Source organism: Nakamurella panacisegetis (assembly GCF_900104535.1).
Taxonomy (GTDB): Bacteria; Actinomycetota; Actinomycetes; order Mycobacteriales; family Nakamurellaceae; genus Nakamurella; species Nakamurella panacisegetis.
The window spans coordinates 4,540,990-4,559,923 of record NZ_LT629710.1 but is presented as its reverse complement, the minus strand read 5'-3'; the positions used below and the strand labels follow the sequence as shown (position 1 = coordinate 4,559,923).

General features: G+C 70.1%; 16 protein-coding genes. 11 read left to right on the top strand and 5 right to left on the bottom strand.

What is annotated here, in order from left to right:
* Positions 1 to 21: 21 nt before the first annotated feature.
* The 6 genes from dxr (at position 22) to map (ending at position 7,398) form a co-directional block, all read left to right on the top strand.
* Positions 22 to 1,173 carry a 1-deoxy-D-xylulose-5-phosphate reductoisomerase gene (gene dxr, locus BLS97_RS20515; RefSeq protein ID WP_407938079.1) on the top strand — a complete coding sequence of 384 codons (1,152 nt, stop codon included), beginning with the start codon at positions 22 to 24 and terminating at the stop codon, positions 1,171 to 1,173.
* Between the two features lie 11 nt (positions 1,174 to 1,184).
* The gene (locus BLS97_RS20510) at positions 1,185 to 2,504 is read left to right on the top strand and encodes a M50 family metallopeptidase (protein WP_090479910.1); all 1,320 of its coding nucleotides are present in this window, start codon (positions 1,185 to 1,187) and stop codon (positions 2,502 to 2,504) included.
* Between the two features lie 98 nt (positions 2,505 to 2,602).
* Positions 2,603 to 3,751: a flavodoxin-dependent (E)-4-hydroxy-3-methylbut-2-enyl-diphosphate synthase gene (gene ispG, locus BLS97_RS20505; RefSeq protein ID WP_090482771.1), complete on the top strand. Its 1,149-nt coding sequence runs from the start codon at positions 2,603 to 2,605 to the stop codon at positions 3,749 to 3,751.
* An 8-nt stretch (positions 3,752 to 3,759) separates the two neighbouring features.
* Positions 3,760 to 4,593, top strand: coding sequence for a GNAT family N-acetyltransferase (locus tag BLS97_RS20500; protein WP_090479907.1), 834 nt, complete (start codon positions 3,760 to 3,762; stop codon positions 4,591 to 4,593).
* A 72-nt stretch (positions 4,594 to 4,665) separates the two neighbouring features.
* Entirely contained in the window at positions 4,666 to 6,534 is a 1,869-nt protein-coding gene (locus BLS97_RS20495) for a penicillin-binding transpeptidase domain-containing protein (protein WP_090479904.1), read from the top strand.
* A 9-nt stretch (positions 6,535 to 6,543) separates the two neighbouring features.
* Positions 6,544 to 7,398 (top strand): type I methionyl aminopeptidase, encoded by an 855-nt coding sequence (gene map / locus BLS97_RS20490; RefSeq protein WP_090479901.1) that lies wholly within the window; start codon positions 6,544 to 6,546, stop codon positions 7,396 to 7,398.
* 56 nt (positions 7,399 to 7,454) lie between these two features.
* Here the strand turns inward: map and BLS97_RS20485 are convergent, their stop codons facing one another.
* From BLS97_RS20485 to BLS97_RS20475, 3 genes are all read right to left on the bottom strand, one after another.
* Positions 7,455 to 8,852 (bottom strand): mycothione reductase, encoded by a 1,398-nt coding sequence (locus BLS97_RS20485; RefSeq protein ID WP_090479899.1) that lies wholly within the window; start codon positions 8,850 to 8,852, stop codon positions 7,455 to 7,457.
* Between the two features lie 9 nt (positions 8,853 to 8,861).
* Positions 8,862 to 9,737 carry a serine protein kinase RIO gene (locus tag BLS97_RS20480; RefSeq protein WP_090482768.1) on the bottom strand — a complete coding sequence of 292 codons (876 nt, stop codon included), beginning with the start codon at positions 9,735 to 9,737 and terminating at the stop codon, positions 8,862 to 8,864.
* Positions 9,738 to 10,028: 291 nt separating this feature from the next.
* The gene (locus BLS97_RS20475) at positions 10,029 to 10,778 is read right to left on the bottom strand and encodes a YaaA family protein (protein ID WP_090479896.1); all 750 of its coding nucleotides are present in this window, start codon (positions 10,776 to 10,778) and stop codon (positions 10,029 to 10,031) included.
* 129 nt (positions 10,779 to 10,907) lie between these two features.
* Here BLS97_RS20475 and BLS97_RS20470 point away from each other — a divergent pair, with 129 nt between their 5' ends.
* Entirely contained in the window at positions 10,908 to 12,665 is a 1,758-nt protein-coding gene (locus tag BLS97_RS20470) for a proline--tRNA ligase (protein ID WP_090479891.1), read from the top strand.
* A gap of 75 nt (positions 12,666 to 12,740) precedes the next feature.
* Here BLS97_RS20470 and BLS97_RS23085 read toward each other — a convergent pair whose 3' ends face one another.
* Positions 12,741 to 13,244 carry a ferritin-like domain-containing protein gene (locus BLS97_RS23085; RefSeq protein ID WP_157695582.1) on the bottom strand — a complete coding sequence of 168 codons (504 nt, stop codon included), beginning with the start codon at positions 13,242 to 13,244 and terminating at the stop codon, positions 12,741 to 12,743.
* Positions 13,241 to 13,783 (bottom strand): hypothetical protein, encoded by a 543-nt coding sequence (locus tag BLS97_RS23080; protein WP_157695581.1) that lies wholly within the window; start codon positions 13,781 to 13,783, stop codon positions 13,241 to 13,243. The genes BLS97_RS23085 and BLS97_RS23080 overlap by 4 nt, the downstream gene beginning before the upstream one ends.
* A gap of 123 nt (positions 13,784 to 13,906) precedes the next feature.
* Between BLS97_RS23080 and rimP the strand changes: the two genes are divergently transcribed.
* The 4 genes from rimP to infB all read left to right on the top strand — a co-directional run bounded on the left by rimP (position 13,907) and on the right by infB (position 18,921).
* Positions 13,907 to 14,536 carry a ribosome maturation factor RimP gene (rimP, locus tag BLS97_RS20460; RefSeq protein WP_090479885.1) on the top strand — a complete coding sequence of 210 codons (630 nt, stop codon included), beginning with the start codon at positions 13,907 to 13,909 and terminating at the stop codon, positions 14,534 to 14,536.
* A complete protein-coding gene (gene nusA, locus BLS97_RS20455; RefSeq protein WP_090479883.1) occupies positions 14,533 to 15,531 on the top strand; it encodes a transcription termination factor NusA in 999 nt (332 codons plus the stop codon). The genes rimP and nusA overlap by 4 nt, the downstream gene beginning before the upstream one ends.
* An 87-nt stretch (positions 15,532 to 15,618) precedes the next feature.
* A complete protein-coding gene (locus BLS97_RS20450; protein ID WP_090479880.1) occupies positions 15,619 to 15,933 on the top strand; it encodes a YlxR family protein in 315 nt (104 codons plus the stop codon).
* Between the two features lie 87 nt (positions 15,934 to 16,020).
* Complete coding sequence (infB, locus tag BLS97_RS20445; RefSeq protein WP_090479877.1) at positions 16,021 to 18,921, top strand: translation initiation factor IF-2; 2,901 nt, start codon at positions 16,021 to 16,023, stop codon at positions 18,919 to 18,921.
* Positions 18,922 to 18,934 lie beyond the last annotated feature (13 nt).

The following is an 18,934-nucleotide window of genomic DNA, read 5'->3' as shown; positions in this document are numbered from 1 at the left end:
GACAATGACCTGGTGACTCCAGTGACCGGCCCGCGCCGTGTGGTGATCCTCGGCTCGACCGGCTCGATCGGGACCCAGGCGCTCGAGGTGATAGCCGCCCACCCGGACGACTTCCACGTCGTGGGTCTGGCCGCCGGTGGCGGGCACCCGGAGCTGCTGGCCGAGCAGGCCGCGGCCCATCCGGACGCCATCATCGCGGTCGCGGGTCCGTCGTTCACGTTGCCCGGACGCACGGTGCTGACCGGAGGAGATGCCGCCACCGAGCTCGTGGCGACGGTGGACGCCGACGTCGTGCTCAACGGGATCACCGGTTCGGTCGGGCTCGGACCGACCCTGGCCGCGCTGGCCGCCGGGATGACATTGGCCCTGGCCAACAAGGAATCCCTGGTCGCCGGAGGTTCCCTGGTCACCTCGGCCGCAGCGCCCGGGCAGATCGTCCCGGTCGACTCCGAGCACTCGGCCCTGGCCCAGTGCCTGCGGGGTGGCTCGGCCCAGGAGGTGGCGAAGCTGGTGCTCACCGCGTCCGGCGGGCCGTTCCGCGGCTGGTCGGTGGCGGACCTGGAGCTGGTGACGGTCGATCTGGCCCTGAAACACCCGACGTGGGCCATGGGCCCGGTCGTCACGGTGAACTCGGCCACACTGGTCAACAAGGGCCTGGAGCTGATCGAGACGCACCTGCTGTTCGGCGTCCCCTACGACCGGATCGATGTCGTGGTCCACCCCCAGTCGATGATCCATTCGATGGTCACCTTCCGCGACGGGTCCACCCTGGCCCAGGCCTCGCCCCCGGACATGCGCCTGCCCATCGCTCTCGGGCTGACCTGGCCGGACCGGATGGACCGGGTGGCCGCGGCGTGCGACTTCAGCTCCGCGTCGACCTGGACCTTCGAACCAGTCGACACCGTCGCCTTCCCGGCGCTGGACCTGGCCCGGGCCGCGGGTGGCGCGGGCGGGCTGGTCCCGGCCGTGTTCAACGCGGCCAACGAGCAGGCGGTGGCCGCTTTCCTGGCCGAAAAGCTCTCGTTCACCGGCATTTCCCATGTTCTGGCGGGCATTCTGGACGAGTCTGATCACGTCAGAGCCGAACCCAGCAGCATCTCGGACGTCGTATCGGCGGAGGACTGGGCCCGGGCCAGGGCCGAGGAACTCATCCATCAGTTGGCGAAACAGTAGGAGCGCAACCCTTGTTGACCGCGATCGGCGTCATCCTGTTCGTCCTGGGGCTGCTGTTCTCCATCGCCTGGCACGAACTGGGCCACCTGGCGTTCGCCAAGTTGTTCGGGGTCCGGGTGACCCAGTACATGGTGGGCTTCGGCCGGACCCTGTTCAGCCGGCAACGGGGGGAGACCGAGTACGGCATCAAGGCCATCCCGCTCGGCGGCTACATCCGCATGGTCGGGATGGTGCCGCCGGCGGCGGGGAAGAACGGCGGCCGCTTCCGCGGGCCGGGGACCACGGCCATGGGCCCGGCCGGCATGGTGCGGCAACTCATCGAGGACTCCCGGTCCGGCGACCGCTCGCAGGTCACCGAGCAGGACGACGGCCGGCAGTTCTACCAGCTGCATCCGTTCAAGCGGATCGTGGTGATGTTCGCCGGTCCGTTCCAGAACCTGATCCTGGCCGTCGTCCTGTTCATCGTCATCGTGATCGGCCTGGGCGTGCCGGTCACCGTCCCCACGGTGGCGACGGTGAGCACCTGCGTGCTCCCGGCCACGGCCACCAAGAGCACCTGCGCCGCGAGCGATCCGGCCACTCCGGCCGCCCAGGCCGGTCTGAAGCCGGGCGACAAGATCGTGTCCTTCGCCGGGTCCACGATCACCAGCTGGGACCAGATGCGCGAGCTGATCCGCGCGTCGGCCGGCAAGACGGTCGCCCTGACCTACGAGCGCGACGGCGTCGACACCACCAAGCAGGTCCCCATCGTGGCCAACACCCTGGCCGTGCTGGACGACCAGGGCAAGCAGACCGGCACCACGGTCGGTGGTTTCCTCGGTATCACCGCGGCGACGGAGTACCAGTCGCAGTCGGTCGGCGAGGCGTTCACCATGACCGGCTCGTTCATCGGCAGCGCGGCCCACGCCGTGGTCAGCATCCCGTCCCGTATCCCCGCCCTGTGGGACTCGATCTTCAACGGCAAGGCGCGTGACCAGAACTCCCCGGTCGGCATCGTCGGGGCCGGGGTGATCAGCGGCGAGATCCTGTCCTCGGACACCGCCGCGAAGGACAAGATCGAGCTGTTCCTGCAACTGCTGGCGGGCTTCAACATGAGTCTGTTCCTGCTCAACCTGCTGCCGCTGCTGCCGCTGGACGGCGGACACATCCTCGGCGCGATCATCGAATGGGTGCGGCGGGGCTGGTCCAAGGTGCGTCGCAAGGCCGATCCAGGCCCGTTCGACGTGGCCAAGCTGATGCCCGTCGCGTACGTGGTGGCATTGTTGTTCATCGGGCTGTCTGTGCTGACCCTCGTGGCCGACGTCGTCAACCCGGTGAAACTGTTCGGCTAGCTCCACTCCACAACAACGGAAGAAGCAAGATGTCTCAGGCGACAAGCGGTCCAGTGGGCGCGACGCGGGCCGGAGGCGGCCCGGCCATCGGTCTGGGCATGCCCTCCCTGCCGGTCGAGCGGGCGGTTCCGGTGCTGGCTCCGCGCCGGCCGACCCGGCAACTGAACGTCGGCGGCGTCTGGGTGGGCAGCGACCACCCGGTGTCCGTCCAGTCCATGTGCACCACCAAGACCGCGGACGTGAACGCGACCCTGCAGCAGATCGCCGAGCTGACCGCGGCCGGCTGTCAGATCGTCCGGGTCGCGGTACCGGACACCGACGACGCGGAGGCGCTGGCCGCCATCGCCCGGAAGTCGCAACTGCCGGTGATCGCCGATATCCACTTCCAGCCGAAATACGTCTTCGCGGCCATCGACGCCGGCTGCGCCGCGGTCCGGGTCAATCCGGGCAACATCCGCAAGTTCGACGACCAGGTGGGGGCCATCGCCCGGGCGGCCAAGGACGCCGGGATCGGCATCCGGATCGGGGTCAACGCCGGCTCGTTGGACAAGCGGCTGCTGGAGAAGTACGGCAAGGCCACCCCGGAGGCGCTGGTCGAGTCCGCGCTCTGGGAGTGCTCCCTGTTCGAGGAGCACGACTACCGCGACATCAAGATCTCGGTCAAGCACAACGACCCGGTGATCATGGTGCGGGCCTACGAGCTGCTGGCCCAGCAGTGCGACTACCCGCTGCACCTCGGGGTGACCGAGGCCGGACCGGCCTTCCAGGGCACCATCAAGTCGGCGGTGGCGTTCGGAGCGCTGCTGTCGCAGGGGATCGGCGACACCATCCGGGTCTCGTTGTCGGCCCCGCCGGTCGAGGAGGTCAAGGTCGGCCTGCAGATCCTGGAGTCGCTGAATCTGCGCGAGCGCGGATTGGAGATCGTCTCCTGCCCGTCCTGCGGCCGGGCCCAGGTCGACGTGTACAAGCTGGCCAACGAGGTGACGGCCGGTCTGGAGGGGATGGACGTGCCGCTGCGCGTCGCGGTGATGGGTTGCGTCGTGAACGGACCCGGTGAGGCCAGGGAGGCCGACCTCGGGGTGGCGTCGGGTAACGGCAAGGGGCAGATCTTCGTCAAGGGCGAGGTGATCCGTACCGTGCCCGAGGCGGCGATCGTGGAGACGCTCATCGAAGAAGCCATGAAGCTGGCCGACATCATGCGTGCCGCGGGTACGCCGAGTGGCGAACCCTCGGTCAGCCTGGTCTGAGTCCAGTCATGTTGACGGCCGGATTTGCCCGCGTGCTCGGGCCGGCCCAGGGCGCGGAAGTCGCCCGGGTGCTGGCGTCCGATCCGATCGCCGCCTGCCTGGTCGCGGCCCGGTTCGAGCAGGCCGGTATGGACTCGCGGGCGCTGGGTGGTCAGTTCTGGGGGGTCGGCGGTGGCCGGGACGGGGTGTGCTTCGACGGCCCGAACCTGGTGCCGCTGTCCGGGGACAAGCACTCGCTGAAGGCGTTCGCCCAGGCCGCGTCACGGGGCGGTCGCCGCTGCGCGTCGATCCTCGGCCCGGCCGAGTTGGTGCTGCCACTGTGGGATCGGCTCTCCGGCCGGTGGGGCCCCGCCCGGGAGGTACGGGCCGACCAGCCGCTGATGGCCTGCACCGAGCGGGTGCAGTGCGAGATCGACCCGATGATGCGGCCGGTGCAGATCAGCGAGATCGACGCGTACTACCCGGCCGCGGTGGCCATGTTCACCGAGGAGGTCGGCGTGGATCCGCGCTGGCCCGACGGCGGGGTCGGGTACCACGCCCGGGTGGAGGAGCTGATCCGTGCCGGTCGCTCGTTCGCCCGGTTCGAGGACGGCCGGGTCGTCGTCAAGGCGGAGATCGGTGCGCTGTCGTCGCGCGCCGGGTTGATCCAGGGGGTGTGGGTGGCGCCGGACCATCGCGGCCGCGGACTGGCGGCACCGGCGGTGGCCACCGTCGCGCAGTACCTGCAGACCCTGCGCCGGATTCCCAGTCTCTACGTGAACCACCACAATCTGGCCGCCCGGGCCGCCTACCGGCGCATCGGCTTCCGTCAGGTCGGCACCTTCGCCTCGGTCCTGTTCTGAAACTTGCTCGCGTTCGGCGATGCGGGCGTGTGTGACGGCCTGCCCGGCCCGGCCCGGGGAATACTGACGGCTATGAGTCCTGGTCCGCGTATGCGGCGCCGACGACGGCCCGGCGGACGTGGCGCCCTGGTCGCGCTGCTGCTGTGGTGTCTGGTTCTGGCCGGGTGCACCGGCGGCGGGTCGACCGCGGCGTCCGGCCCGTCACCGGAGGCGGCCGTGGCCAAGCTGGCGGCGGCCTGGGCTTCGCTCAACCCGGATTCGATCGCCGCGTTGACCTCCGACCCGGGGTCGGCGGCCGCCTCCATCGGGTCGGTGCTGACCAATCTGGCTCCCACCTCGGTGGTGGTGAAGGCGGGGCAGGCCACCGAATCGACACCGACCGCGGCCACCGTGTCCGCCGCGTTCGCCTGGACTTTGCCGCACGGCGTTTCCTGGAACTACACCGCCACCTGGTCGTTCGCCCGCCCCTCGGCCAGCGACGACTGGACCGCCACGTGGTCGTCGACCCTGATCAACCCGCAGTTGGGTGACGGGCAGTCGCTCGACGTGCGCAGCATCGCCGCCACCGACGGAATCATGGTGGACCGCAACGACCAGCAGATCGTCGCTCCGGTCACCGTCTACTCGGTGATCGCGCTGCCCGGCAAGATCACCGATCTGACCGGCACTGCCGCGGCACTGGCCAAGATCCTCGGCCCGCTCGATCCGACCGTCACGACGGCCTCGGTGGCCGCCGGCGTGAAGGCGGCCACGGCGACGGCCGGCTACACCGTCACGAACCTGCGCCAGGCCGACTACGACACGGTCAAGGCGCAGCTTGGCGCGATCAACGGGTTGACCTTCCCGTCCACCGTCCGCGACCTTCCTCCGACCAAGGACTTCGCGAAGATGCTGCTGGCCGAGGTCACCCCGGCCGCGGCCAAGATCACCACCGGGATCGACGGATGGGAGATCGACACCGTCGACGCGACCGGAGCCGAATTGGCGACGCTGGCCACACAGGCCCCGCGGAACGGGCAGAAGGTCACCCTGACCATCGACACAGCCGCCCAGAAAGCGGCCGAGAAGGCGGTCGCCACCACCAAGACGGCGGCCGTGCTGGTGGCCATCCAGCCGTCGACCGGTGAGATCCTGGCGGTCGCGCAGAATGCCGCGGCCAATCAGTTGGGTCCGATCGCGCTCCAGGGCCAGTTCCCGCCAGGGTCGACCTTCAAGATCATCACCGCGACCGCCGCCTTCGAGCGGAACCTGGTCACCCCGACGACCCAGGTGGCGTGCCCGGGCGTGGTGGTCTTCGATTCCCGCCCGTTCCACAACGCGCACGACTTCGACCTCGGATCGGTCGACGTCACCAAGGCCTTCGCGCGATCCTGCAACACCACGTTCGCCCGGCTCGCCACCGAGATGCCGTCCGATGCCCTGCCGACCGCGGCGGTCAAATATGGGGTCGGATCGGACTTCGTCGTCCCGGGGATCACCACCCTGACCGGGAAGGTCCTGCCCGCGGACACGCTCGTGCAGAGGGCGGCCAACGGTTTCGGTCAAGGCACCGACCTGGTGAGCCCGTTCAGCGAGGCCATGATGGCGGCGACCGTCGCCCACGGATCATTGGTGCTGCCCACGGTGATCCGCGGCACGACGACCACGGTCGACCAGGTCCAGCCCGCGCCGTCCACCGCGGCGATCAGCGGCTTGCGCACCTTGATGCGGGCCGTCGTGACCGAGGGCACCGGTGCCCATCTGCAGGATGTGGGCGACGTGTTCATCAAGACCGGTACCGCGGACTTCGTCGGCACCGACGGCAAAGCTGGGGCACACGCCTGGACCACCGGATACCGGGGTGACGTCGCATTCAGCATCCTCATCGTCAATGGTCAGAGTTCGGGCTTCAGCAACCTGATGGCGGCCACGTTCCTCAAGGGGCTCCCGGGCGGCCCGTAGGCTGGCGGCATGTTGCGCACCGCCATCTCGCCTGGGGTCCGGACGCCTGTGCGGCCCGTTCCGCCTGACATTCCCCGTCCCGAGTACGTCGGCCGCCCGGCCCCGGCCAAGAGCACCGATCCGTGGGTGCAGACCGACGAGATCATCGAGAAGATGCGCATCTCATCTCGTCTGGCCGCGCGCGCGATGGGCGAAGCCGGCGCGGCCGTCGCGCCCGGGGTCACCACCGACGACCTCGACCGGATCGTGCACGAGTACCTGTGCGACCACGGGGCGTATCCGTCGACCTTGGGCTACCGGAACTTTCCGAAGTCCTGCTGCACCTCGCTGAACGAGGTCATCTGCCACGGCATCCCGGACTCGACCGTCATCCAGGACGGGGACATCGTCAACATCGACGTGACGGCGTACATCAACGGGGTGCACGGCGACACCAACGCGACCTACCTGGCCGGCGACGTCTCGGAGGAGAACCGGCTCCTGGTCGAGCGCACCGAGGAGGCGCTGCGGCGGGCGATCAAGGCGGTGGCCCCGGGACGGCAGCTCAACGTCATCGGGCGGGTGATCGAGTCCTACGCCAAGCGTTTCGGCTACGGCGTCGTCCGTGACTACACCGGGCACGGCATCGGGCGGACCTTCCATTCGGGCCTGGTCATCCTGCACTACGACGATCCGAGTGTCACCACCGTGCTCGAGAAGGGCATGACCTTCACCATCGAACCGATGATCACCCTGGGCGGGATCGCCTGGGACCTCTGGGACGACGACTGGACGGTGACCACCCGGGACAAGTCCTGGACGGCCCAGTTCGAACACACCCTGGTGGTGACCGACACCGGCGCGGAGATCCTCACCCTGCCCTGAGCCGACGCCCTGAGGTCGGGCCGTGCCGGTCCCGCGCCGGGCCGCCGGCGCCCGGGTCAGCGCGGGACGTCGAGGCCGAGCAGGGCGTTCTCCACCAGCTCGGAGAGGGCCGGGTGGATCCAGTACTGGCCGCGGGCGACCTCGTGAGCCGTCTGCCCGAACGACATCGCGTGGATCAGGGGCTGGATCACCGTGGCCGCCTCTGGACCGATGACGTGGGCCCCGAGCAACAGACCGGTGTCCGGATCGGCCAGCACCTTCAGGAAATGGGTGGTGTCCTCGCGCGCCCAGCCGGCGGCGATGCCGCCGTAGTCCTGACGCTTGACCACGTACCGGATGCCCCGCGCGATCGCGTGCTGTTCGGTGACCCCCACCGAGGCGATCTGCGGATCGGTGAAGACCGCGGCCGGCACGAAACGGTGATCGGAACTGATCGGTTGCTGGGGGTGGGCCAGGTTGTGGCGGACCACCCGGGCTTCGTGGTTGGCGACGTGTTTCAGCTGGAACTCCGTGCTGATGTCCCCGAGCGCGTAGATCCCCGGGATGCACGTCTGCTGGTGCGCGTCGACCATCACCCGTCCGTCCGGACCCAACTGGACGCCGGTGGCCTCCACGCCCAGGTTCGCACCGTTGGGCCGGCGGCCGGTGGCGACCAGCAGCATCTGGGCCTCGACGGTGTGATGGCCGTCCGGGGTCCGGAACTGGACCTCGACCCCGGCGCCGGTCTGACTCACCTTGTCGCCCTTGACGTTCAGGTGGACCTGGTACCGGGCCGACGCCTCGGCGGTGAAGGTCTCGGAGACGTCGGTGTCGTGGGACCGCAACAGTTGCGGGCCCCGGGCGAGCTGCGTGACCTCGACCCCGAAGGAGGAGAAGACATGGGCGAACTCGGCGGCGATGTATCCGCCGCCCATGATGACGATGCTCTCCGGCAGATCGTCGATCCGCATGATCGTGTCCGAGGTGTGGAACGGCACGCTCGAATCGCTCAGGCCGGGGAGGTCGGGGACCACGGCGTGCGAACCGGCGGCCAGCACGAAGCGGTCCGCGGTGATCTCGGCGGTTGTCCCGTCGTGGAGTTCGACGCGCAGCGCCTTGTGGCCGGTGAACTTCCCGCGCCCGGCGAACACGGTGATGTTCGGGCATTCCGGGCCCTCGCGGTAGGCGCGACCGCCGGCCTCGATGGAGTCGATCCGGCCGAAGATGCGATCCCGCATGCCGGGCCAGTCGACCGCGTCCAGATGGGACCGCACGTTCAACCGCCCGGCATGACGAGCGGCGTCCGCCAGCTCGGCCGGGTGGACGAACATCTTGGTCGGGATGCAACCGACGTTCAGGCAGGTGCCGCCGAACAGTCCGTCCTCGACGATGGCGATGTCCCAGTGATCGAACTCCGGCCCCGGGATCGAGTTCCCGGAGCCGGAGCCGATGATGACCAGATCAAAATGTGGCATGAGTGAAGGCTAACCGCGGGCGATCCCACCCAGATGCAGTGCCAGCAACTCACCGTCGGCCTCGAGGACGCCGCGGCGGGCGAAGAACCCCGCGATGACCTGCGTATCGCGGCGCAGGAAGGTCTCTCCCTGCGGATTGGCGATCACGTCGACGGCCTGCGGCAGGTCGATGATCACGCAGCGATCCTGGTGGACGAGCACGTTGTACGGCGACAGGTCGCCGTGCGTCAAGCCCTCCTGGGCCAGGATCTCCAGGCCGGCGACCAGGTCGTGCCAGAGCTCGGTGAACTCGGCGGCATCGCCCGTCCAGGAGGAAAGACGCGGCGCGGCAACACCATCGGGCGATCCGATGAATTCCATCATCAGTTCCGACCCCAGCATCTGGACCGGGTAGGGCACGTTCGCCCCGGCCCGCCACAGCGTGGACAGCACGGCGAATTCGGCCGTGGCCCACTTCGAGGCGAGCAGCTCCCGCCCGAACGCGGTCCGGGTGGCCATCGCCCGCGACTCCCGGGACCGACGGGTACGGCGGCCCTCCTGATAGCCACTGTCGCGATGGAACATCCGGTGATGGCTGTCCCGGTAGGTCTTGACGGCCAGGAGGGAGCCCGGTCCGCTGGGGACGGCCCGCTCCAGCAGGGCGACGTCGGCCTCCTTGCCGGACTTCAGGGGGCCGAGCGTGGTGTCGCGGGCCGACGCCGACGTGATCACCCAGTCGGGCACCGGGTCGGGGCCGTGCGAGGCCACGTCGTAGGACGAGAAGGGCGGGCCGGCATCGATCCCCAGGTCGAGATCGGGCGTCGCCCGCCCGGAGCGGCCCTCGACGACGAGCCGGGGGCCGGAGGTGAGCGGTCGCGGACGGCGCCGGCGGACCGGATCGTCGATCTCGCCGAAGGGGTCGTCGGCGTCGTCGGAGCAGGGGTGGGTGGAACGCGGGGAACGAGACAAGTCGGGGCTCCTGGGACAGGTGCCCGCAGCCGGCGCCACCGACGTGTTGCTGGGGTCAGGCGGACGGGACGGGGGCGGGCGGGACGGGGGACGGGGCTACCGCTCGAACATCCATGGATGCCTCCTCGTCGTCCGCCGAACGCCTGATGCGTCCGAAGCCGTCACGAGCATGTCCGTCCGCCCGGTCGTCACGCAACCGAATTTCGTCCCGACCCGATCCGAGGTCGATCAGTGCGCGACCGGCGCCGTCAGGTCGATCGACATCGGGCCGGTCCGCTTGACGGCCAGGCCCGCCCGATAGCTGACCCGGAGCAGCGCCGGGATGTCGTCCACCTCGGCCCTGGTCGTCCCGACCAGCCGGGCCAGCAGGCCCTTGATCGCCTTGTTGTCGTGGCTGACCGGCTTCACCTCGCCGCCGCGGGTCACGGTGACCACCCGGACCTGCACGGCCCCGGGAGCCGGGGCGAAGGCGGCGTACGCGCCGGACCGCAGATCCAGCACCGGCGCGTCCAGACCGGCCAGCGCCTCCGACAGGGCAGGTCGCCACAAGGCGGCCATGGTGGGCAGGCCGGGCAGCCGGGATCCCGCCGACAGTCGGTAGGTCGGGATCAGATCGCCCGCCCCGACCAGCCCGAACATGGCCGAGGTGATCAGGATGCGGCCGGCCGCCCGGCTGCGCTCGGCCACCGTCAGCTTCGGCGTGTCCAGTGCCGTGTAGAGGACGCCGGTGTAGCGGGCCAGGGCGGGCAGGGTCGGGCCGGTCGTCACCACCGCGTTCGAGCCGATTTCGTGGTCCATGCGGGCCGACACCTTCAGCGCGGCCCGGGCGGCGGGCAGATCCTGGCTCAGGGCCGCGGCGGCGGCGATGACGCGGTGCCGTACCGGGTTCAATCCGGGAAAGCCCAGGCGGTCCGGGTCCAGCGGCCGGCCGTCGCCGCCGGGGTGTTTGGTCTCGGACGGGGGCAGGAGTACGTACACCGGACTGACGCTAGCCTGCCGCGCGCACTCGGCCGGGCCGAAATCGTGCGGGTGCGCGATCGACCAACCGATAGGCTGACCGGCGCGAGGCCCGCACCCCGCGGCCGGCTGATCGAGGAGTTCTGAGCGTTGATAACCCGGATGTCGACCCTGTTCCTGCGCACGCTGCGAGAGGATCCAGTCGACGCCGAGGTGCCGAGCCACCAGCTCCTGGTGCGTGCCGGATACGTCCGGAGAGCCGCGCCGGGTATCTACTCCTGGCTGCCGCTGGGCTACCGGGTGCTGCGGAACGTCGAACGCATCGTCCGGGAGGAGATGGACGCCATCGGCGCCCAGGAGGTGCACTTCCCGGCACTGCTGCCGCGGGAGCCCTATGAGGCCACCGGCCGCTGGACCGAGTACGGGGACAACCTGTTCCGGCTCAAGGACCGCAAGGGTGGGGACTACCTGCTGGGCCCGACCCACGAGGAGATGTTCACCCTGCTGGTGAAGGACATCTGCTCCTCGTACAAGAGCCTGCCGCTGGCGCTCTACCAGATCCAGACCAAGTACCGGGACGAGGCGCGTCCCCGGGCCGGCATCCTGCGCGGCCGCGAGTTCGTGATGAAGGACTCCTACTCCTTCGACATCGACGACGCCGGTCTGGACGCGTCCTACCTCCGGCACCGCAAGGCCTACATCCGGATCTTCGACCGGCTCGGGCTGAACTACGTCATCGTGGCCGCCACCTCCGGGGCCATGGGCGGCAGCGCGTCCGAGGAATTCCTGGCCGACTCCGAGGTCGGCGAGGACACCTACGTGCGCTCGCCCGGCGGCTACGCGGCCAACGTGGAGGCCGTGACGACACCGGTGCCCGCCGCCCTGCCGTTCGACGACGCCCCCGCCGCCCATGTGGAGGACACCCCGGACACGCCGACCATCGACACGCTGGTGGCCGTGTCCAACGAGCGGTTCCCCCGGGCCGACCGGCCGTGGACCGGTGCCGACACCTTGAAGAACCTGATCGTCATGCTCCGGCTGCCCGACGGCACCCGGGAGCCGCTGGCCATCGGGCTGCCCGGCGACCGGGAGGTGGACATGAAGCGGCTCGAGGCCCAGGTGTCGCCGGCCGAGGTGGAACCGTTCACCGAGCAGGACTTTGCCGCGAACCCGGCGCTGGTCAAGGGCTACATCGGCCCCGGGGTGCTGGGCAGCGAGAACGCCAGCAAGATCCGCTACCTGCTGGATCCGCGGATCGTGCCCGGCACCCGCTGGATCACCGGCGCCGACGCCAACGGCCGGCACGTGTACGACCTGACGGCGGGGCGCGATTTCACCGGGGACGGGGTCATCGAGGCGGCCGAGATCCGGGACGGCGACCCGGCCCCCGACGGGTCAGGGCCGCTGTCGCTGGCCCGCGGTATCGAGATGGGCCACATCTTCCAGCTCGGCCGCAAATACGCCGACGCCCTCGACCTGCAGGTGCTCGATCAGAACGGCAAGCGGGTGACGGTGACCATGGGCTCGTACGGGGTGGGCGTCTCCCGGGCGGTGGCCGCGGTGGCCGAGAACTCCCACGACGACAAGGGTCTGATCTGGCCCCGCGAGCTGGCCCCGGCTGATGTGCACGTCGTGATCGCCGGGAAGGGCGCCGAGATCGTCGGTGCCGCCGAGGATCTCGCCGCCCAGCTGGACGCGGCCGGGGTTCGGGTGATGCTCGACGACCGGAACGCCTCACCGGGGGTGAAGTTCACCGACGCCGAGTTGATCGGCGTGCCGACGATCCTGGTGGTGGGCCGGGGTGTGGCCACGGGCGTCCTGGAGCTCAAGGACCGCCGGACCGGCACCTCGCAGGAGATCGCCGTCGACCAGGCCGTCGACACCATCACGGCCCTGGTCGGAGCCTGACCGCAGCGGCCGGCGGGAGCCGGCCGGCCGCGGCCGGGCCACCGGATGCCGAGCCGTCAGCCGGCGGCGACCCGGTCAGCTGACGCCGGGCAGGGCGACGGTGACCGGTACGGTCCGGGCCGCCATCTTCATCTGGGTCAGCCACACCGCCGAGTCGGACAGACCGGCCAGTGCGGACGTGCGCAGACTCGTGCTGTCGGTGCTGCCGATCACGACCCGCCAGGCCGCCGCGCAGTCGGTCTCGACCGTCGTGCTCAGGGCCCGGGCGCTGGCCACGTCGGTGACCGGCTTCGGGATCGAATAGGCCGGGGCCGCGATCGGCGCGGTCGACCCGCCACTGACCAGGAGGCTGGCCGTAGCGTCGCGCCGGGCCAGATGACCGGTCCGGATGGTGGCGATCAGCGAGGCGTCCGCCGGGTCGTAGGCCGCCACCAGGTCGTAGGCCCAGACCGCGACCTGTTCGGCGGCCAGCGCCGTCTGCAGTGCTTTCGCCGTCTCGCTGGCCAGCTTGGTGGCCGGTGCGGCGGCGGTCGGACGGGCGGACGACGGACCGCTCGTCGGGGCGGCGGGCGTCGTCACGAGAGGGCCTCCTGGTGGCTGGCCAGACAGGCCGCGATCGAACCGAACAGAGCCGCGCGATAGCGCGAGGCCAGGGAGAATGCATCGATGAAAGCGGTCTGCGCCGTCGCGGCATCGGACTTCATGGCGGCCAGCAGCACCGGTGAGGCACCGGTCGGGACGGCCAGGGTCGGGTCCGACGTCGGCTTGGCCTTCTCGCTCGCCCCGGCCTGCGGGCTGGTCCGGGACACCTCGGCGATGAGCTGCGCCAGGTGCACCTGGCGGTCCTTCAGCAGCGGCGTGAGCCGGGCCGCCACCGGCTTGTTCGCCGCAATGACGTTCGCCAGCCGCACCACGTGCAGGCGGGTGATCGCGGTCAGGGTCAGCATCGGATCGACGGCCGGGGCCGCGGACGCGGTGACGGTTCGGGTGACCCGCGTCGGGGTCGAGAAGGGGTTGCACCCGGCCGTGGCCAGCAGGGCCGCCGTCCCGGCGCCGAGCATCAACGTGCGTCGCGCCAGAACCGGCGGGGGCGGCAGGCGTCGTGGGGAGGAAGGCACGGCACCATCATGTCAGGACCGGTGTGAGGTCCGAGCCAAGCTAGGATCGGCGTGTAGCAGCCGACAGGCGCGCCCGAATCGCACCACCGGAACCACGACAACTACAGACGCCCGGGAGGCATCATGGCATCAGCGGACCAGGCGAAGTTGCGTGAGGTGGTCGACGCCGTCGCCGCGAAGGCCGGATACGACGTCGAGGAGATGACGGTGGTGGCGGCCGGACGGCGGCGCCTGCTGCGGGTGGTCATCGACTCCGATTCCGGGGTCGACCTGGACGATGCCGCCGGCGTGAGCCGCGACATCTCGGCCCGGCTCGACGAACTGGACGCCGCCGATCCGATGGGCGCCATGGCTTACACCCTCGAGGTCACCAGCCCCGGCATCGGCCGCCCGTTGACCCTGCCCCGCCACTTCCGGCGCGCCCGCGGCCGCCTCCTGGCCCTCACCCGCACCGACGGCACCTCGATGACGGCGCGTGTGCTCCGCGCCGGGGACACCGAGCTCGAATTGCTGACCGGGCGGTCCGGACTGGAGCCGCTGACCCTCTCGTACGGCACGATCGCCAAGGCCAGGGTGGAGGTCGAGTTCAGTGCGCCGTCGGTTGCCGTGCTGGCCCGGCTCGGCCCCGAGACGGCCGAGAAGTTCTCCCAGGCCGACGTCGAGGCCGACGAGGGCCTCGATGACGAGCTCGATGACGAGGCAGAACTCGATGCAGACCAGCAGGACGAAGAAGAGGACGAAGAAGAACGATGAACGTTGACATCACGGCCCTGCGCGCGGTCGAGAAGGAGAAGGGGATCGAGTTCGAGTCCCTGATCGAAACCCTGGAGACCGCGCTGCTCACCGCGTACCGCCACACCGACGGGCACTTCCAGCACGCTCGGGTCGAGGTGAACCGCAAGACCGGTTCGATCAGTGTGCTGGTGCGTGAACCGGACGAGGCCGGCGGGCTGTCGGCCGAGTTCGACGACACCCCCGACGACTTCGGCCGGATCGCCGCCACCACCGCCCGTCAGGTCATCCAGCAGCGGTTGCGGGACGCCGAGAACGAGCGGACCTTCGGGGACTTCGCCGGCCGGGAGCACGAACTGATCACCGGCACGGTCAGCGCCGATGCCAAGGTGAACGCCCGCGGTGTCGTCGTGGTCAGCCTCGGCGAGGTGGAGGGCATCATCCCGGCCGCCGAGCAGGCACCGGGGGAGACCTACGTCCACGGGCAGCGGCTGCGCTGCTACGTCGTCGCCGTCACCCGCGGTGTCCGGGGCGCGCAGATCACCCTGTCGCGCACCCACCCCAACCTGGTGCGCAAACTCTTCGCGCTGGAGGTACCGGAGATCGCTGACGGCAGCGTGGAGATCACCGCGGTGGCGCGTGAGGCCGGTCACCGTTCCAAGATCGCCGTCCGGCCCATGGTCCCCGGCATCAACGCGAAGGGCGCCTGCATCGGCCCGATGGGTCAGCGGGTGCGAGCCGTGATGAGCGAACTCGGCGGCGAGAAGATCGACATCATCGACTACGACGACGATCCGGCCACCTTCGTGGGCAACGCGCTGTCCCCGGCGCGGGCCCTGTCGATCACCGTGGTCGATCCGGTGGCCAAGGCGGCGCGGGTCGTCGTACCCGACTTCCAGCTGTCGCTGGCCATCGGCAAGGAGGGGCAGAACGCCCGGCTGGCCGCGCGGCTCACCGGGTGGCGGATCGACATCCGCAGCGACGCGGCGCCGGCCGTGCCGCCGACGGCGCCGTGAAGCGGTAGACTCAAACGGTTGGGTCGAACGCCCGTCCTGTCGGACGGGTCGTGACGGCCGTCATCTCTCCGGACGGAACTTTCTTTCATGCTGGGTCCGATCCGGACATGTGTCGGTTGCCGCGACAAGGCGGACGCCTCAACTCTGCTCCGCGTCGTCGTCGTGGACGGGGTCATCACCCCCGATCCGCGGCACCGCCTCCCTGGAAGGGGAGCGTGGCTGCATCCCCGTGCGGAATGCCTGGACCTCGCGGAGCGCCGTCGTGCGTTCGGGCGGGCCCTGCGGTTCTCGTCCGCCGGGTCCGACAGCGCTGGCGAAGCCACTCGTGGCGGAGCCGGCGGCAGTGCAGATGTCAGCGAGGTTCGAACGTTCCTCACACCGAAAGCAGGTCGACCGTCGTGAGTACGCCGTGAAGTCCCAGCAATGAGCCGGTACAACTAACACGAGGTCGAGCGGTCTTTGCCGCCCGGCCTCACCGTAAGGAGAGCAGTGGCAGGCAAGGCCCGAGTGCATGAGCTCGCAAAAGAGCTCGGCAAGTCAAGCAAGGAAATCATCGCCAAACTCAACGAGTTCGGCGAGTTCGTCAAGAGCGCGTCCTCGACCATCGAGGCGCCCGTCGTCCGCAAGCTCAAGGACGCCTTCCCCACCGGACCGGCAGCAGCCGCTCCGGCCAACGGCGGTGCGTCGGGAGCCCCCGGGCGTTCGGCGAGTCCGTCCCGTCCGGGCGCTCCGGCCGCTTCGCGACCGGGTGCACCTTCGGCCCCGCGGGCCACACCGGGCGCACCGCGTCCCGCCGCGCCCGCTGCTCCGTCGGTGAGTGCTCCCGCTCCGGCGGCGACCCCGGCTCCGGAACGTCCGGCCGCCACCGTCACGCCGGCCACGCCGGCGGCTCCGGCGCCCGCCGCTCCGTCGGCCGGTCCGGCCTTCTCTGCACCGGTTGCACCGGCCGCCTCGGCCGTTCCCGCGACACCGGCCGCACCGGCGACCCCCGAGGCTCCGGCGGCGTCAGCCGCTCCGGTCGCCCCGCGTCCGCCGCGCGTCCAGGGCGGCGTTCCCGGCGCTCCGCGTCCGCCCCGGATGGGCAACAACCCGTTCGGTGTCAGTACCCCTCGCAACGCTCCGGCGTCGCGTCCGGGTGGCGTCCCGGGTGCTCCTCGCCCGCCGGCCGCCGCTCCCGGCGCCCGTCCCGGTGGTGCTCCTGGAGCCGGCGGTCCACGTCCGGCCCCGGGCGCTCGTCCCGGTGTCCCCGGTGGCGGGCCTCGTCCGGGTACGCCCGGCGGACGCCCGCAGAGCGCTCCCGGCACCCGTCCGGGTGCCGGTGGCGGTGCCTACCGCGGCGGTGGCCCCGGTGGGGCTCCGGCCGGTGGCGGCGGTTACCGCGGTCCGGGTGGTGCTCCGGGTGGAGCGCCGGCCGGCGGTGGCGGCGGAGGCCGTCCCGGTGCCGGTGGTCGCGGTCGCGGCGGTGCCGCCCCGGGTGCCTTCGGGCGTCAGGGTGGCCAGGTCCGCAAGGGCCGCAAGTCCAAGAAGCAGCGTCGCCAGGAATTCGACAACATGCAGGCGCCGTCGATCGGTGGCATCACGCTGCCCCGCGGCAACGGTGCGGTCATCCGGATGGCGCGCGGCTCGTCGCTGAGCGACTTCGCCGACAAGATCGATGCCAACCCGGCCTCGATGGTGCAGGCGCTGTTCCATCTGGGTGAGATGGTCACGGCGACCCAGTCGGTCTCCGACGACATCCTGGAGTTGCTCGGCTCCGAGATGGGCTACGAGGTCCAGATCGTGTCCCCCGAGGACGAGGACCGCGAGCTGCTGGACACCTTCGATCTCTCCTACGGGGAGAACGAGGGCGGCGAGGAGGACCTCCAGGTCCGGCCGCCGGTGGTCACCGTCATGGGTCACGTCGACCACGGCAAGACCAAGCTTCTCGATGCCATCCGCAGCACCAACGTGGTGGCCAAGGAAGCCGGTGGCATCACCCAGCACATCGGCGCCTACCAGGTGGCCACCCACCTGAACGACGTCGAGCGCCTGATCACCTTCATCGACACCCCGGGCCACGAGGCGTTCACCGCCATGCGGGCCCGTGGATCCAAGTCGACGGACATCGTGGTGCTGGTGGTCGCGGCGGACGACGGCGTGATGCCGCAGACCGTCGAGGCCATCAACCACGCGAAGGCCGCTGACGTGCCGATCGTGGTGGCCATCAACAAGATCGACAAGGAAGGCGCGAACCCGGACAAGATCCGGCAGCAGCTGACCGAGTACGGCCTGGTCGCCGAGGAGTACGGCGGGGACACCATGTTCGTCGAGATCTCGGCCCGCCAGCGGACCAACATCGACGGGCTGCTCGAAGCCGTGCTGTTGACCGCGGATGCCGCGTTGGACCTCCGGGCCAACCCGAACATGCAGGCCGAAGGTGTGGCCATCGAGGCCCACCTCGACCGCGGCCGCGGTGCGGTCGCCACCGTCCTGGTGCAGCGCGGAACGCTGCGCGTGGGCGACTCGATCGTGGCCGGCAACGCCTACGGTCGAGTGCGGGCCATGCTCGGGGACCACGGCGAGAACGTCGCCGAGGCCACTCCGTCGCGTCCGGTCCAGGTGCTCGGGTTCACCTCGGTGCCCGGCGCCGGCGACTCCTTCATGGTCGTCGAGGAGGACCGCGTCGCCCGGCAGATCGCCGAGCGTCGGCAGGCCAGGACCCGCAAGGCCCAGGTCGCCAACCGTCGCCGGATCACGCTGGAGGACTTCAACACCGCCCTCCAGCAGAACAAGGTCGAGCAGCTCACGCTGATCATCAAGGGCGACAACTCGGGCACCGTCGAGGCGCTCGAGGACTCCCTGATGAAGCTGGACGTCGGCGAAGAGGTCAACCTCCGCGTCGTGCACCGTGGCGTCGGCGGGATCACCCAGGACGACATCAACCTGGCCGTGATCACCGATGCGATCGTGATCGGCTTCAACGTGAAGCCGGTCCGTGGAGTGCAGGAGCTGGCGGACCGCGAGGGCGTCGACATCCGGTACTACACGGTGATCTACCAGGCGATCGACGAGATCGAGGCGGCCCTCAAGGGTCTCCTCAAGCCGGAATTCGAAGAGGTCGCGGTCGGTACGGCGGAGATCCGTGAGGTGTTCCGTTCGTCCAAGTTCGGCAACATCGCCGGTTGCATCGTCCGGTCGGGCGAGATCCGTCGGAACGCCAAGGCCCGTTTGCTGCGAGCCGGGGTCGTCATCAACGACAACCTCACGATCGACTCGCTCAAGCGGTTCAAGGACGACGCCGTTGAGGTCCGGGAGGGCTTCGAGTGCGGTATCGGTCTCGGCTCCTGGAACAACATCGAGGTCGAGGACACCATCGAGACCTACGAGATCCGGGAGAAGCCCCGCGCCTGATCAGTTGTGCCGT

Excerpts from the sequence above, each read along its gene's own strand:
- ispG (WP_090482771.1), top strand. The coding sequence starts at position 2,603 with ATGCCCTCCCTGCCGGTCGAGCGGGCGGTTCCGGTGCTGGCTCCGCGC.
- BLS97_RS20500 (WP_090479907.1), top strand. The coding sequence starts at position 3,760 with ATGTTGACGGCCGGATTTGCCCGCGTGCTCGGGCCGGCCCAGGGCGCG.
- BLS97_RS20495 (WP_090479904.1), top strand. The coding sequence starts at position 4,666 with ATGAGTCCTGGTCCGCGTATGCGGCGCCGACGACGGCCCGGCGGACGT.
- map (WP_090479901.1), top strand. The coding sequence starts at position 6,544 with ATGTTGCGCACCGCCATCTCGCCTGGGGTCCGGACGCCTGTGCGGCCC.
- BLS97_RS20485 (WP_090479899.1), bottom strand. The coding sequence starts at position 8,852 with ATGCCACATTTTGATCTGGTCATCATCGGCTCCGGCTCCGGGAACTCG.
- rimP (WP_090479885.1), top strand. The coding sequence starts at position 13,907 with ATGGCATCAGCGGACCAGGCGAAGTTGCGTGAGGTGGTCGACGCCGTC.
- nusA (WP_090479883.1), top strand. The coding sequence starts at position 14,533 with ATGAACGTTGACATCACGGCCCTGCGCGCGGTCGAGAAGGAGAAGGGG.
- BLS97_RS20450 (WP_090479880.1), top strand. The coding sequence starts at position 15,619 with ATGCTGGGTCCGATCCGGACATGTGTCGGTTGCCGCGACAAGGCGGAC.